The organism is Pseudomonas sp. QTF5 (assembly GCF_000512695.2).
Taxonomy (GTDB): Bacteria; Pseudomonadota; Gammaproteobacteria; order Pseudomonadales; family Pseudomonadaceae; genus Aquipseudomonas.
Map to the genome: position 1 here is coordinate 97,999 of NZ_AZRW02000002.1, position 14,692 is coordinate 112,690.

A 14,692-nucleotide genomic window follows, 5' to 3' on the forward strand; every position below is an offset into this window, starting at 1 on the left:
CTCCATCAATGCAAGGAATCCCCATGAAAAATATTCTGTTTTCACTGTTCGCCCTGACCGCTGCGCTGAGTGTGCAGCCGGCCATGGCCCAAGACGGCCAGGAGCTGTTCAAGAGCAAACCCTGCGCCGCCTGCCATTCCATCGACACCAAGCTGGTCGGCCCGGCGCTCAAGGATGTCGCGGCCAAGAACGCTGGCGTGCCCGGGGCTGTGGACACCTTGGCCAGCCACATCAAGAACGGTACGCAAGGCAACTGGGGCCCGATGCCAATGCCGGCCAACCCGGTGACGGATGAAGAAGCGAAGACACTTGCAACCTGGGTCCTGAGTCTCAAATAGCCAACTGGAGGGCGTCATGAAGGTTTATCGACACGCTGCGATTCTGGCGGCCCTCCTCCTCATTTGCGCAACCTCGGTTGCCGCGCCCGACGCCAAGCGTCAGGCACAACTCGAACACCTGCTGGCCCAGGACTGCGGCGCCTGCCATGGCCTGCACATGACCGGCGGGCTGGGTCCCGACCTGACCCGCGCAACGTTGGCGGGCAAGTCCAGGGACAACCTGATAGCCACCGTCAGCCAAGGCCGGCCCGGCACCGCGATGCCCGGTTGGGCCTCGCTGCTCAGCCCGGATGACATCCGTTGGCTGGTCGATCTTCTTCTCCAGGGATATCCCGCACCATGATCCGTTCAACCCTGCTTTTAGCGGCGACCGGGCTGTTGTTGTCCGCGTGTGTTCAGCCACCGTTGCGTGGTACCGGCGATCTGGGCGTGGTGGTGGAACGCGCCACCGGCAGCGTGCAAATCATCGAAAGCGACACCCGCACGGCACTGGCCCGACTCGAAGGCTTCGGCGATCTGTCCCATGCCTCGGTAGTGTTTTCCCGCGACCAGCGTTATGCCTATGTATTCGGTCGCGACGGCGGGCTGAGCAAAATCGACCTGCTGACCCAACGCATCGATCAACGGGTGATACAGGGCGGCAACAGCATCGGCGGCGCGATCAGTCAGGACGGCAAACTCATCGCCGTGTCCAACTACGTGCCCGGCGGGGTCAAGGTGTTCGATGCCGAAACCCTGCAACTGGTGGCCGATATTCCGGCCACGCCCCTGGCCGACGGCAGCAAGCGCTCACGGGTGGTCGGCCTGGTCGACGCGCCCGGTCAGCGTTTTGTGTTCAGCCTGTTCGATACCGGCGAGATCTGGACCGCCGATTTCAGTCAGGGCAACACGCCGCAGATCAGCCGTTTCACCGACATCGGCCAGCAACCCTACGACGCGTTGGTTACCCCGGATGGTCGCTTTTACATGGCTGGACTGTTCGGCGAAGACGGTATGGCGCAACTCGACCTCTGGCATCCGGAACGTGGTGTACAGCGGGTACTCGGTGATTACGGTCGTGGCCAGGCGAAATTGCCCGTCTACAAGATGCCGCACCTGGAAGGCTGGGCCGTCGCCGATCACCAGGCCTTCGTGCCCGCCGTCGGCCGTCATCAGGTGCTGGTGATGGATTCGCGCACGTGGAAGCAGACTGCTGCCATCCCCGTTGCCGGCCAACCGGTGTTCGTCACGTCGCGGCCGGACGGTCGGCAGCTGTGGGTCAATTTTGCCTACCCGGACAACGATCGGGTACAGGTCATCGACACTGAAACCCATGCCGTGGTCGCCGATCTGCGGCCAGGGCCGGCGGTGCTGCACATGGAATTCACCGCCCGCGGCGATCAGTTGTGGCTGTCGTTACGCGATGGCGATCAGGTTCAGGTCTGGGACCCGTACAGCCTGAAGCAGCTGAGCACCCTTCCCGCCACCGCGCCGAGCGGCATTTTCTTCAGCAGTCGCGCGCAAAAAATGGGTTATTGAAATGAACCTCGACCTGCTCAGCCGCCAACTGATCGACCGTTTCCAGCACGGCATGCCGCTGTGCGCGGAACCTTACAAGGAGATGGCGCGGATTCTCGGTTGTCGCGTGGCCCAGGTGATGGCTTGCCTGGAAGAAATGGATCAGGCCGGCACCCTCTCGCGGATCGGCCCGGTGTTCGAACACAGTCGCGCCGGGGCCAGCACCCTCGCCGCCCTCGCCGTGCCCGCCGAACGCTTGCAACAGGTTGCCGAGCAGGTCAGCCAGTATCCCGAGGTCAACCATAACTATGCGCGGGAGCATTTCTACAACCTGTGGTTTGTGCTGACCGGCCCTGATCGGCAACACATCGAACGCGTTCTCGAACAACTTGAGAAAGACACCGGCCTCATGCCGCTGGATCTGCCGATGTTGACCGCTTACCGCATCGACCTCGGTTTTGCCCTGGGAGAAAGCTCATGATGCCGGGGTTGAGTTCCAACCAGTCACTGGCGCTGCGTCGGCATCTGGAAGGCGGATTACCGCGGGTATCGCGCCCCTATCAGGCCCTCGCCGAACGGATAGACGCCGACGAAAACCTGGTGCTTGCGCAAATGCACCAGTGGCACGAGCAAGGGCTGTTTCGTCGGGTCGGCCTGGTGCTCAACCATCGCGCGCTGGGTTTTACCGCCAACGCCATGCTGGTGCTGGATGTTCCGGACGCGCTGATCGACGAAGTCGGCCAGCGCCTGGGCCGGGCGCACGGCATCACCCTCTGTTATCAACGGCCGCGGCGTCTGCCGCAGTGGCGCTACAACCTCTTTTGCATGGTTCATGGGCGCCAACGTGCGCAGGTCGAGGCGCAGATCCAGGCGTTGCTGGAAGAACACCTGCTGAGCGACCTGCCCCATCAACTGCTGTTCAGCACTCACGCGTTCAAACAGTGCGGCGGACGCTTCGCACCCTCGCCAACAGGAGCCCCCACCCATGGATGACCTCGACCGTCGGCTGATCAACCGCCTGCAACTGGGCCTGCCGCTGGTGCGCCACCCGTGGCAGGCACTGGCCGCCGAACTGGACAGCAGCAGCAACGAATTGCTCGATCGCCTTCATGAACTGCTGGAAGACGGCATGCTCACGCGCTTCGGCCCGATGTTCGACATCGAACGCCTGGGCGGCGCCTTCACCCTCGCTGCGCTGGCGGTGCCGGAAGAGCGATTCGAAGACGTCGCCGAGCAACTGCAGGCCCTGCCTGAAGTGGCGCACAACTACCGACGCGAACACGCCTGGAACATGTGGTTCGTGCTCGGCTGCCCGACCGAACAAGGTATCGCCGAGACCCTGCAACACATCGAAACCCTGACCGGCCTGCCGCTGCTCAACTTGCCCAAAGAGGAGACCTACCATGTCGGTCTGTACTTCCCGGCCTGAAGACACCCTGGCCCACCGTTTGATCGAGTTGACCCAGGCCGGCCTGCCGCTGCTGGACGACCCTTGGGCCTGGCTCGCCGAACAGCTGGAGCTGAGCATCGAATCCACCCTGGACTTGCTCAAGCGTTTGCAGGCCGAGGGCGCCATCCGGCGCATCGCCGCCGTCCCCAACCACTATCGCCTGGGCTATCGCTACAACGGCATGACGGTCTGGGATGTGCGCGACACGGACATGCCGCGCCTCGGCGCGCTGATCGGTGCGCAGCCCTTCGTCAGCCACTGTTATCGACGCCCGCGACGAACCGCGTGGCGCTACAACCTGTTCGCCATGGTCCACGGCCGCAGCCGCGAGGAAATCGACAACTACCGCGAACACCTGCGCGACTTGCTGGGCGACGCCTGCGCCGCCGACGAGATGCTGGTGAGCAGTCGCATCCTGAAGAAAACCGGTTTGCGGCTACCGCCAGTGCCACGCTGAACACGCGCTTGTTCAAGGAGATTTGCATGTTGAGGATCAGCCAATACCTGCGCGCCCTGACCGGCCAGACGCTTGCCCCCAGAACCAGCCCACCGGGCAGCTACCGGCCGCCGGTGGTGATCTGGAACCTGCTCAGGCGCTGCAACCTGACCTGCAAACACTGCTACGCCACGTCCACCGACAGTGTCTTTCGCGACGAGCTGGATACCCCTGCCGCGCTGACCGTGATCGACGATCTGCACGACGCTGGCGTGAAGGTATTGATTCTTTCCGGTGGTGAACCCCTGCTGCGTGACGATCTGTTTGAGCTCAGCGCCTACGCCCGTACCAAGGGCTTTTTTGTGGCGTTGTCCACCAATGGCACGCTGATCACTGAGCAGAACATCACACAAATCCGCGCGGCGAATTTCGACTATGTCGGGATCAGCATCGATGGCCTGGAAGCCACCCATGATGCGTTCCGCCAACTCAAGGGCAGTTTCGCCAGTTCCATGCGGGCGATCCGCCTCTGTCGTGACCAAGGCATTCGCGTCGGCCTGCGCACCACCCTGACCCAAGAGAACCATCAACAACTGCCCCAATTACTGGCGCTGATGCGCGAGTACGACGTGCAAAAATTTTATCTGTCGCACCTCAACTACAGCGGTCGCGGCAAACGCAGCCGCAAACTCGACGCCCGGCAGCAGATGAGCCGCGAGGCGATGACACTGATTTTCGAGCGGGCCTGGGAAGACATCGAGCAGGGTCGCGACAGCGATTTTGTCAGCGGCAACAACGATGCCGACGCGATTCTCTTGCTGCAATGGGTGGGCCTGCATCTACCCGAACATTACCCGCGCCTGGAACACATGCTCCGCGCCTGGGGCGGCAACGCCTCGGGCAGCGGCATCGCCAACATCGACAACACCGGCGAGGTACACCCCGACACCTATTGGTGGCAGCACTCGGTGGGCAATGTCCGGCACACGCCGTTTCGCACGCTCTGGCTGGACCGCCCGGACGCCTTGTTGCAGCAGCTGCGTGTGCATCCGCGCGCCGTCGGTGGCCGTTGTGGCCAATGCCGCTGGTTGAACATCTGCAATGGCAATACCCGCACCCGCGCCTGGGCCGAAGGCGACCTCTGGGGCCAGGACCCCGGTTGCCACCTCAGCGATGAAGAAATCGGTATGCCGCCATTCATGACCATCCCTTGCGTCATGCACTGAAGCACCCGCCTGGCGAGGTATCTGGCAAAGAATAGAGCCCGCCCACCTGATGAAGAACCAAGGACGTCCCATGCACCCATCGATTGTTTTACCGGCCGCACTTGCGTCTCCGTTCAGACCGGGCGAAGTCGCTCTGGTCGGCGCCGGCCCCGGCGATCCAAGCTTGCTGACCCTGCGTGCCTGGAGCCTGTTGATGCAGGCCGACGCCGTGGTTTACGACCGCCTGATCAGCCCCGAGCTGCTGACGTTGATCCCCCTCACCTGCACCCGGCATTACGTCGGCAAGGCCAGCGGCTGCCATAGCCTGCCCCAGGAACAGATCAACGAACTGCTCGCCGACCTCGCCGATCTGGGGCAGCGTGTGGTCCGGCTCAAGGGTGGTGACCCGTTCATATTCGGCCGTGGCGCCGAGGAGCTGGAGTATCTGCTGCAACGCAACATTGACTGCCAGGTAGTCCCGGGCATCACCGCCGCTTCCGGGTGCAGCGCTTATGCGGGCATTCCGCTGACCCACCGGGATCTGGTCAACTCCTGTCGATTCATCACCGGGCATTTGCAGCGTGATGCTGAGTTGCAATTACCCTGGAGCAGCCTCGCCGACAGCAGCCAGACTCTGGTGTTTTACATGGGGTTATCGAACCTCGGGATTATCGCCCAGCGCTTGATCGAAGCCGGAATGGCCGCCGACACACCGGCGGCGCTGATCAGCAATGGCACACGTCCCGACCAGCACGTCGCCCGAGGCATGCTGCACCACCTGCCGACCCTGGCGCTGGATTGTCCACCGGGCATTCCGACGCTGACGGTGATCGGCAAAGTGGTCGATCTGTTCGCGACCCAACAGCAGGAATACCCGGCGCGCTTTTACCCCGCGCAAGCGTTACAACGCCACGGCAAGGTGGCGATATGAAATGCAGGGTGCTCATCCCCTTTTTATGGATCGGTGTCGCCCATGCTGGCGCGGCTGTTCCGCTGCTGGAACAAGCCGCGGACAATTACCAGCAGCATTGTCAGAGCTGCCATGGCGCCAACCGTTTCGGCGGTACGGGGCCGGCGTTGCTGCCGGAGAGTCTGAGCCGGATCAAATCCGACGAAATCCGCAGCGTGATCCAGAACGGTCGACCCGCGAGCCAGATGGCCGGGTTTGCTAACGTGTTCAACCCGGCGCAAATCGACGCGTTGGTGAGCTATCTCCAGCAACCGCCCACCACCCCGCCGATCTGGAGCAACGACGACATTCGTGGCAGTCACTCGATCCTCGCGGACGTCAGCAAGCTGCCGACCACGCCCCAACATGGCGCCGATCCGCTGAACCTGTTTGTGGTGGTGGAAGCCGGCGACCATCACATCAACATCCTCGACGGCGATCGTTTCGAAGTGCTGGCGCGGTTTGCTTCACACTTTGCGGTGCATGGCGGGCCGAAGTTTTCGCCGGATGGGCGCTTCGTCTACGTCGCCTCACGCGATGGCTGGGTCAGCCTGTATGACCTGCACAACCTGAAGCTGATCGCCGAGGTCCGCGCCGGGCTCAATACCCGCAACCTGGCGGTTAGCAAGGATGGCCGCTGGGTGCTGGTGGGCAACTATCTGCCGGGCAACCTGGTAATACTCGATGCCCGCGATCTGTCACTGGTCAAAACCATCCCCGCAATCGGCCAGGACGGAACCGCGTCACGGGTCAGCGCGGTCTATACCGCGCCGCCACGGGACAGTTTCATCGTGGCGCTCAAGGATGTGAAGGAAGTCTGGGAGTTGTCGAGCGTCGGCACACCGGACTTCGAACCACGACGCATCCATGCCGAGGATATGCTGGACGACTTTTCCTTTTCACCGGACTACAAGCAACTGCTGGCCACGTCGCGCAAGGCCAAGGGCGGTCAGGTGATCGACCTCGACAGTGGCAAGGTGGTCACCGACATACCGCTGCCGGGCATGCCGCACCTGGGGTCCGGGACCTACTGGAAACGCAACGGTGAGTGGGTGTTCGCCACGCCGAACATCAGCAAGGGACTGATCTCGGTCATCGACTTCAAGACCTGGAAACTGATCAAGGAAATTCCGACCCTGGGGCCGGGTTTCTTCATGCGCAGTCACGTCAACTCGCGGTATGCCTGGACCGATGTGTTCTTCGGGCCTGATAACGATGCGATCCACCTGATTGACAAACAGACTCTGGAAATCGCCCACACCTTGCGCCCGATGCCCGGCAAGACGGCCGCCCATGTCGAGTTCACCCGCGATGGCCGCTACTTGTTGCTGAGCATCTGGGCCACCGATGGCGCGCTGATTGTGTATGACAGTAATACCCTTAAGGAGATCAAGCGACTGCCGATGAACAAGCCGTCGGGAAAATATAATGTCGGTAACAAGATTGAGTTTGTGGAGGGGACTTCGCATTAGGGCTTGGGCTTGCGTGTATATCCGTTTCTGCGGTAACGGCTGCTATTGGTTTCGCTTTTACAGCGAGTCACTTTCGAAAAGCGCGAAAGTAACCAAAGCGCTTTTGCCCCTTTCGTTCGGTGGCTCGCTTAGGCTCGCCATGCCCTCGCTCCGGTCCTGCTCCGTGGGCCCGCCGCCATCGGCCATCCATGGCCGGGGGCGGCTACCGCGGCATCCCTGCCGCGGTGCCCACTGCGCAGAACCTCCACTCGGCCTCTCGAGGGGGCGTGCACCGCAACAGCACTGCGAGGCGGCCTGCGGGCCGACCTGGGCATCAAGCGGGCGCGCTTCGCTGACTTGATCGTTCACATCCTCTGGAAGCAACCCTGATTAATTGTGGGAGCGGGCTTGCTCGCGAAGGCGGACTTACATTCAACATTTATGTCGACTGACACGGCCTCTTCGCGAGCAAGCCCGCTCCCACATCTAGTTGAAATTTTGTCAGGCATGGTATTCGGGTACAGACTTGACCGAACCAACATCAGGTCGGCTATCAGGCCGCCTCGCTTTGGCTTTGGCTTGGCTTTGGCTTTTGATCTTGATCTTGACCTGCCCCGTCGGAAGGCCGAACGCAGGTTCTGCGCAGTGGGCAACCCGGCATGGATGCCGGGTTAGCCGCCCCCGGCCATGGATGGCCGATGGCGGCGGGCCCACGGAGCAGGACCGGAGCGAGGGTATGGCGAGCCTGGGCGAGCCACCGTACGTCAGGGGCGAAAGCGCTTGGTTACTTGGCGCTTTTCCAAGTAACCCGCCGTAAGGGCGGAACCCTAAGCCGCTGTTACCGTAGAAATGGATATGTACTCGATCAACAAAACCACCGCCCGCCTTTGCAAGCAGGCTTCACCCGTCAGCCCAACGTGTATCCATTATCGACCTTCCAGTCCTGCCCATAGACACCCCGGGCCCCCTGGGACAGTTGAAAAATAATCACATTGGCCACCGCTGACGCATCAAGGAAATGACCGGGCAACAGACGTTTACCCAAGGTATCAGCGACATCATCGAGTTCACCATCGCTCAACCCCAGGTTGTCCCACATCGAAGTCGCGGTCGGCCCCGGCGAAACAAGGTTGATGCGCACATCGTAACGCGCGAACTCCACCGCCAATGTGCGTGCCTGAGCCGCCAGCGCGGCCTTGCTGGCGATGCAGGCGGCCAAACCGGGAAAGCTCGAACCGGTCAGAAAACTACCGACAAACACCACCGAAGCAGGGTTCGCCAACTCACCGCGCAACGCCGCCAGGGTGTTCAACGCCCCGGCACCGTTGACCGCCCATTGGCGCTGAAAGGCCGGCATGTCCAGGCTGTCGGCCATTTCGGCAATGCCCGCGTTGGGCACCAGATAATCCACCGGCCCCAACGCCGCAGCCCGGCGGGCCAATTCGTAAAGGTCGTCCTGGCAGGTGACGTCCCCGACGCACCATTGCAGCCGTTCACCGTAGATCTGTTGCAAGGCCGGCAATTCACCGACGGTGCGTGACATCGCCAGCACCTTGGCCCCACGAGGCAACAGCGCGGCGCACAACGCCAGGCCAATCCCGGAGCTGGCACCGGTGATCACCGCCAGACGATCCTGAAACTCGGTTTGCATCATGTTCTCCTGGGCATCGTTAATGCCAAGCACTGGGGACGTTGTGAGCCCCTATCTTTGAACAGACGCAAAAATACCGACTTGACGGCGATCACTTTTCTCGATGGCTCGCCGATCAATGAGTCGAGTGCGACATCGCTGGCTGCTGCTGAAGCACCGCCTGATCGATATCGCTGAACCGCAGCACACGACCGCCCTGGTCGGTGGCCAGTTTTTCCGCAGCCTGCTGGCTGGAGAAAGACGCCAATACCACACCCATTGCCCCCTTGAGCTGGGTGCCAACCACGTAAAACGCATCCTTGGCATCGATCAGATGGGAATCATTGGGTGCATTCCACGGACTGCGGCCCATGTCGTGGACATACAACCTGGCCTCGCCATGATGATTTTCCGGTTGTAACCACCAACCGATCATCTCCGCCGTGGAGCAGAATTTCTTGATGCCGCTACGCTCGACCACTTCGCCTTTGGGCCCGGGGAAGCCGTCGATGATCATGCCGCAAACATGGCATTCATCACTGGGATGAAAAGCAGCGGCGGCGTCGCTGTAGGTGGCTTGCACCGGTTTGTCACAAGCCGCCAGCAGCAGACAGACCATCAGGCCCGCCACGGCGCGTACCGTCGTCGAATAAAGATTACTCATCGTCAGATGCTCCAAAAACCAAGGTGTGAATTCATGTCGCCCGTCGACGGAACAGCAACCAGGCCAAGCCCAAAGGCACCGCCACCCACAGCAACAGGCACAACCAGAGCATCGAGCCCGGCACAGGCAAATCGCTGCCCAGCGTCAGCACACCAGCACTACCGGCGCCGGGCTCGAAACCGGAAAGATTGATCAGGCGATAGATGTCGGCGGGGTTGAGCAGCAGTAACCAGGGCAATACTTTCGGGTTGAACTGCCCTTCGCTGAGCACCAGCAATGCCAGCAGCGCAAGGTCGAACACCAGCACGAAGAAGAACCACACCCCCAGCGCCAGCCCGGCGGCCGTGGATTTCTCGGCAGACACACTGCTCAGCACATAGGCCAGCCCAAGAAAGCCCCAGCCCAGTAACGTCGACGACAGCATGAATCGTCCAAACGCCCAGAGCAGCAGGTTCAGTTCGACGTCCTCCACCAGCACCGCAATCGCGAGCATCGCGCAGCCGAAACCGATGAGGGTCGCCAGCGCCAGGATCAATCCGTGGCCGACGAATTTTCCGAGCAGGATGTGCCCGCGCCCCAGCGGATAGGTCAGCAACAGCAACAACGTGCCGCTTTCGTCTTCGCCGACGATGGCGTCATAGGCCAGCAGCAAGGCAATCAGCGGCATTAGAAATGTCGCCAGGCTGGCGAGGCTGGCGATGGTCGCGGGCACCGAGGTGAAGCCCAATTGCCCGGAAGCCGCCGCACCCAACCAGGCGATGCCGGTCGCCAACACTGCGAACAGCAGGCTGATCGCCAACAACCAGCGGTTGCGCAAACCGTCATTGAATTCCTTGCGGGCCATGTTCCAGATCGGGTTCATACAGTCTCTCCACTGGGGGTCGCACCGGCCCGGCCCATGTAATAGCGGTAGATGTCCTCCAGGGACGGTGGGTCGATTTCCACATCGGCCGGCTCGTGTTCATTGAGCAATTGGCGCAACAGGTCCAATTTGTTGCCATTAAGCGCAGCCACTTCAAGGCCCTCCACACCCCAGCGCTGGGTGACGTGCCCGGCGTTGTTCCAGGTTTGCTGCAAAGGCCCGGCGTGCTTGAGCCCGTTGGCGCGAATCAGCGTCGGCAGCCCGGCTTCCTCGCGCAAACTGCGCAGACTGCCGAGGGCCAGCAGGCGCCCCTGGGTCAGAATCGCTGCACGGGTGATATGCGCCTCGACCCCCGGCAACACGTGGGAGCAAAGAATGATGCTGGTGCCCTGGCTGCGCAGCCGGTCGAGCAACCGATAGAGGTCTTGAGTGGCGATGGGATCGAGGCCAACGGTCGGCTCGTCGAGCAGTAACAAACGCGGCTCGCCGAGCAAGGCTTGCGCCAGTCCCAGGCGTTGGCGCATGCCCTTGGAGTAGGTCTTGACCCGTCGATGCGCCGCGCCCGCCAGGCCAACTTCCTCCAGCAGCATATCCACCTGCGCGAACGCTGCGCCTTTGAGTCGGGCGAAATGACGCAAGGTCTCCAGGCCGCTCATCTGCGGATAGAAGGTCACGTTCTCCGGCAAATAGCCGAGCAAACGCCGAACGTGCGGATCACTGGGTAATCGGCCGAACACCCTGACCTGCCCTTCACTGGCCTGAAGCAGACCGAGCACCAGTTTCATGCTGGTGGTCTTGCCCGCGCCGTTGTGCCCGAACAAGCCGAGCACTTCACCTTCGCCCAGGCTCAGGTTCAACTGATGCAACACGGTGGTGTACCCATAGCGCTGGCTGACGCCTTCCATGTCGATGACGTTCATGCGGTGGGCTCCTGGGTCAGGGGTCGTGTGGTGGGATTCATCAGTGGATGGCTGTCCAGGACGCCCGGCGATTTCATCACCGGAAAGGCCCGTTGCACCCAGCGCAGCAATTCGATCCCGGGGCTGTTCATCAACAGCCGCACTTGCGGGTACAGCCACAGCAAGCGGTCGACGTTGTCGTTGGGTTCGTAGGCGATATCGCCCAGGCCATCGTTGTTGCGATCCCAGCCCAGGTAATCGCTCCAGTAATTGCCCCGGCCATCCGCCGACCATTCCTGCAAACGGGTGGCGACGTATTTGACCTGCCGTTGGTTGCCGACAAAGGCGTTGTCGGCGATGCGGTTGTCTTCGGAGCCGGCGGTGAGGTGAATGCCCACGGCGCTGTGCTCGAAGTGGTTGTGTTCGATGCTGTTGAACAACGAGTTGTAGATGAACAACGCCTTGCCCTCGGCGCCGCTGATCATGCTGTCGCCGGTCGAGCCGTCTCGCACGTCCGTGACGACGTTGTCGCGCAAGGTTGAATAGGTGATGTAGTTCATCAGGATGCCGTAGTTCTGATCCTGTTCGGAGCGGTTGCCGATCACCGTGAGCTTGCGGCTTTGCATCAAGGCGTAGCCGGTGCGGGTGCGGCGGGTGGTGTTGCCGATCAGCCGGTTGTCGTTGGCGAACATGTAATGCACGCCGTAACGCAGGTCTTCCAGGGTATTGCCCTGCAGCAGGTTGCCGTTGGAGGTGTCGATGTAGATACCATCGCGGGTGTCGCGCACCTGGTTGCCGATGACCCGGGCGCCATGCACCGCATACAGATGAATGCCGTTGCCGCGATCCTGGGAGCGTAGCGTCGGATCCCCTTGGATGCGGTTGTCGATCAGGCTCGCATCCTGCGTCCCGTCGACCCAGATACCGAAACCCTGGCCTTGCAGGCGATTGCCTTTGATCACCGCGCCACGGGCCTGTGGCTGGAGGAACACCGCCGCATTCATGGCCGTGAGGTCGTGCCCCCAGTCCAGAAAGGTGCAGCCCTCGATCCGGACATCGGGCGCGCTGACGATCACGCCGTTGCCCTGCCCTTGCGCCTGAAACACCGCGCCGGGCTCGCAAACAATCTGCATCGGTTGATCGACGCTGAACGAGCCACGGTACTCCCCCGCCGGCAGGTGCCAGCGTTGTTCAGCGTCAATCCGCAACGGCAACGTGGTGATGGGTTGGACCGCCGCTAGTGCCCCGCCTGACATCAACAGGAGCACAAGGGCAATGGCCTTCACCGGACTTTCCTTGATTTCGGTCATCGGCCCGCTCCCGTCGAATGCCAACCGTCAGGCTCGCTCGACCTTCATGCGGCCGACCATTTCCATGTGCAGCGCATGGCAGAACCAGCTGCAGTAGTACCAATGCAGGCCGGCCTTGTCGGCGGTAAAGGTGATGGACGAAGTTTGCTGCGGGCTGATCTCCATGCTGGCGCCATGGTTGGTCATGACGAAACCGTGAGTCACGTCTTCAATCTGGTCGATGTTGGTGATGATCACGGTCACTTCGTTGCCCTGCTTGACGGTGAACTCGGTCAGACCATAGGCCGGGGCCATGGAGGTCATGTAGACCCGCACATGATTGCCGTCGCGGATGACCTTGTTGTCGGTCTCCAGGTTGATCCCGTCTTTCTTGGCCAGCTCCACGGTGGCGGCGAAGAATGGGTCGTTGCGGTTCCAGATCTTTTGGGTCTTGATCTGGTCCCGGCGCGCGAGGATGCAATCGTGAGGTTCGGCAAACGCAGGGCCGTCATGCACCAGCTTCATCTCTTCGCCGGAAATATCAATCAGTTGGTCATTTTCCGGGTGCAGCGGCCCGGTCGGCAGGAAGCGGTCCTTGGAGAATTTGCACAACACCACCAGCCACTTGCCATCCGCTTCACTGGTTTCGGTCAGCGAGGCATGGTTATGGCCAGGCTGGTACTGCACGTCGAGCTTCTGCTTGATGTAATTGACCTTCTCGCCCTTGTAGGCGCGTATCGCCTCCTCCATGTTCCACTTCACCACCTGACTGTCGATGAACAGCGTGGTGTAGGCGTTGCCGCGACCGTCGAAGGTGGTGTGCAAAGGCCCCAGGCCCAGTTCCGGCTCGGCGACGATGACCTCGCGCGGGTCCTTGAATTTATCGGCGAACAAGTCGTCCAGCCGGTCGATGGCGATCATCGAGACCGTTGGCGACAGCTTGCCGTTGGCAATGAAGTACTTGCCATCGGATGAGGTGTTGAGGCCGTGGGGGTTCTTCGGCACCGGGATATAGCGAGTGAATTCGGAGTCCTTGCCATCGGTTTTACGACCGTCGACCACCGGCACTTTCGAGTCTTCCAGGGTGATGAACTTGCCGGCCTTGATCGCAGCCTCGATGCGCGGGATGTTGAACACCACGACCCAGTCGCGCTCGTTGCGCATCATGCCGCCAAGGTCGTAAGCCTTCTCCGAGTTGTAGCAGGTGGATGCGGCGTACTTGCCGGTGTAATCGGCGTCGGAGTTGTCCAGGTTGCCGTCGACAATCACCTGGAAAGCCATTTCCATTTTTTCGGCATCGATGGCGTTAAACATGGTGAAGCTGTTCTTGTCTTGCAGGTCGAAGGTGCTGCCGTCATTGGGGTGCGGGATGACGAATTCGGCATTGGCGAACACGTACTTGGTGTAGGGCACTTTTTGCAAACGCAGGCCGTGGATAGCTTGCACGTTCGGCACCGTGAGGATCTTGTCGCACTTCATGATGTCCAGGCGGATGCGCGCGACCCGGGAGTTGGCCTTGTCGTTGATGAACAGGTACTTGCCGTCGTACTTGCCATCGGTCATGGAGATATGCGGGTGATGGCAATCGCCATTCTGAAACTTTGCACTGTCGCCCAGGATCCGCTTGCTTTCGTTGGTCAGGCCCCAGCCGGTGGCCGAGTCGACGTTGAACACCGGAATACGCATCAACTCACGCATCGACGGCACACCCAGCACTCGCACTTCGCCCTGATGGCCACCGCTCCAGAAGCCGTAGTATTCGTCCAGCTCACCGGGGCCGACGTGGATTTTCGCCTGCGCATCCTTGACCGCCGCGGCCCAGGACTCGCGGCTGAACACTGCGCCGCCCAACGTCGTGGCACCCGCCAGCACCGCACCGGTGACGGCGCTGCTGCCCAGAAAACCGCGACGGCTGAGCCCCGTCTGTTCGTCTTCCTGCACCGGTTTTGTGGATTCTGTGTCAGTCATGTCGCGTACTCCTTGAAGAGATAAAACGGTCACTGCGGACGTGCGCTCGCGAAC

The 14,692-nt window shown here is 61.4% G+C and carries 16 protein-coding genes; 10 read left to right on the forward strand and 6 right to left on the reverse strand.

The annotated features are described in order from the left end of the window. Positions 1 to 23: 23 nt before the first annotated feature. The 10 genes from IC37_RS02035 (at position 24) to IC37_RS02080 (ending at position 7,347) form a co-directional block, all read left to right on the forward strand. On the forward strand, positions 24 to 338 hold the full coding sequence (locus IC37_RS02035) for a c-type cytochrome (protein WP_030130709.1): 315 nt from the start codon (positions 24 to 26) through the stop codon (positions 336 to 338). Between the two features lie 16 nt (positions 339 to 354). Beyond that, positions 355 to 681: a cytochrome c gene (locus tag IC37_RS02040; protein ID WP_030130708.1), complete on the forward strand. Its 327-nt coding sequence runs from the start codon at positions 355 to 357 to the stop codon at positions 679 to 681. Beyond that, entirely contained in the window at positions 678 to 1,856 is a 1,179-nt protein-coding gene (locus IC37_RS02045) for a cytochrome D1 domain-containing protein (RefSeq protein ID WP_030130707.1), read from the forward strand. The genes IC37_RS02040 and IC37_RS02045 overlap by 4 nt, the downstream gene beginning before the upstream one ends. A 1-nt stretch (position 1,857) precedes the next feature. Next, positions 1,858 to 2,316, forward strand: a complete 459-nt coding sequence (locus IC37_RS02050; RefSeq protein ID WP_030130706.1) for an Lrp/AsnC family transcriptional regulator — start codon at positions 1,858 to 1,860, stop codon at positions 2,314 to 2,316. Beyond that, complete coding sequence (locus IC37_RS02055) at positions 2,313 to 2,828, forward strand: Lrp/AsnC family transcriptional regulator (RefSeq protein ID WP_030130705.1); 516 nt, start codon at positions 2,313 to 2,315, stop codon at positions 2,826 to 2,828. The genes IC37_RS02050 and IC37_RS02055 overlap by 4 nt, the downstream gene beginning before the upstream one ends. Beyond that, the gene (locus IC37_RS02060; protein WP_030130704.1) at positions 2,821 to 3,264 is read left to right on the forward strand and encodes an Lrp/AsnC family transcriptional regulator; all 444 of its coding nucleotides are present in this window, start codon (positions 2,821 to 2,823) and stop codon (positions 3,262 to 3,264) included. Before IC37_RS02055 ends, IC37_RS02060 begins: the two co-directional genes overlap by 8 nt. Further along, entirely contained in the window at positions 3,239 to 3,742 is a 504-nt protein-coding gene (locus tag IC37_RS02065) for an Lrp/AsnC family transcriptional regulator (RefSeq protein ID WP_030130703.1), read from the forward strand. Before IC37_RS02060 ends, IC37_RS02065 begins: the two co-directional genes overlap by 26 nt. 26 nt (positions 3,743 to 3,768) lie before the next feature. Beyond that, positions 3,769 to 4,947 carry a heme d1 biosynthesis radical SAM protein NirJ gene (gene nirJ / locus IC37_RS02070; RefSeq protein WP_030130702.1) on the forward strand — a complete coding sequence of 393 codons (1,179 nt, stop codon included), beginning with the start codon at positions 3,769 to 3,771 and terminating at the stop codon, positions 4,945 to 4,947. Between the two features lie 70 nt (positions 4,948 to 5,017). Beyond that, positions 5,018 to 5,857, forward strand: coding sequence for a uroporphyrinogen-III C-methyltransferase (cobA, locus tag IC37_RS02075; protein WP_030130701.1), 840 nt, complete (start codon positions 5,018 to 5,020; stop codon positions 5,855 to 5,857). After that, positions 5,854 to 7,347 carry a nitrite reductase gene (locus tag IC37_RS02080; protein WP_030130700.1) on the forward strand — a complete coding sequence of 498 codons (1,494 nt, stop codon included), beginning with the start codon at positions 5,854 to 5,856 and terminating at the stop codon, positions 7,345 to 7,347. The genes cobA and IC37_RS02080 overlap by 4 nt, the downstream gene beginning before the upstream one ends. 886 nt (positions 7,348 to 8,233) lie before the next feature. Here the strand turns inward: IC37_RS02080 and IC37_RS02090 are convergent. The 6 genes from IC37_RS02090 to nosZ form a co-directional block, all read right to left on the reverse strand. Then, complete coding sequence (locus IC37_RS02090; protein ID WP_030130699.1) at positions 8,234 to 8,977, reverse strand: SDR family NAD(P)-dependent oxidoreductase; 744 nt, start codon at positions 8,975 to 8,977, stop codon at positions 8,234 to 8,236. Between the two features lie 115 nt (positions 8,978 to 9,092). Further along, complete coding sequence (locus IC37_RS02095; RefSeq protein ID WP_030130698.1) at positions 9,093 to 9,620, reverse strand: nitrous oxide reductase accessory protein NosL; 528 nt, start codon at positions 9,618 to 9,620, stop codon at positions 9,093 to 9,095. A 31-nt stretch (positions 9,621 to 9,651) separates the two neighbouring features. Next, on the reverse strand, positions 9,652 to 10,482 hold the full coding sequence (locus IC37_RS02100) for an ABC transporter permease (protein ID WP_030130697.1): 831 nt from the start codon (positions 10,480 to 10,482) through the stop codon (positions 9,652 to 9,654). After that, a complete protein-coding gene (locus IC37_RS02105) occupies positions 10,479 to 11,402 on the reverse strand; it encodes an ABC transporter ATP-binding protein (protein WP_030130696.1) in 924 nt (307 codons plus the stop codon). The genes IC37_RS02100 and IC37_RS02105 overlap by 4 nt, the downstream gene beginning before the upstream one ends. Then, positions 11,399 to 12,691 (reverse strand): nitrous oxide reductase family maturation protein NosD, encoded by a 1,293-nt coding sequence (locus tag IC37_RS02110; RefSeq protein ID WP_030130695.1) that lies wholly within the window; start codon positions 12,689 to 12,691, stop codon positions 11,399 to 11,401. Before IC37_RS02110 ends, IC37_RS02105 begins: the two co-directional genes overlap by 4 nt. A 27-nt stretch (positions 12,692 to 12,718) precedes the next feature. Then, positions 12,719 to 14,638 (reverse strand): TAT-dependent nitrous-oxide reductase, encoded by a 1,920-nt coding sequence (nosZ, locus tag IC37_RS02115; protein ID WP_030130694.1) that lies wholly within the window; start codon positions 14,636 to 14,638, stop codon positions 12,719 to 12,721. Positions 14,639 to 14,692 lie beyond the last annotated feature (54 nt).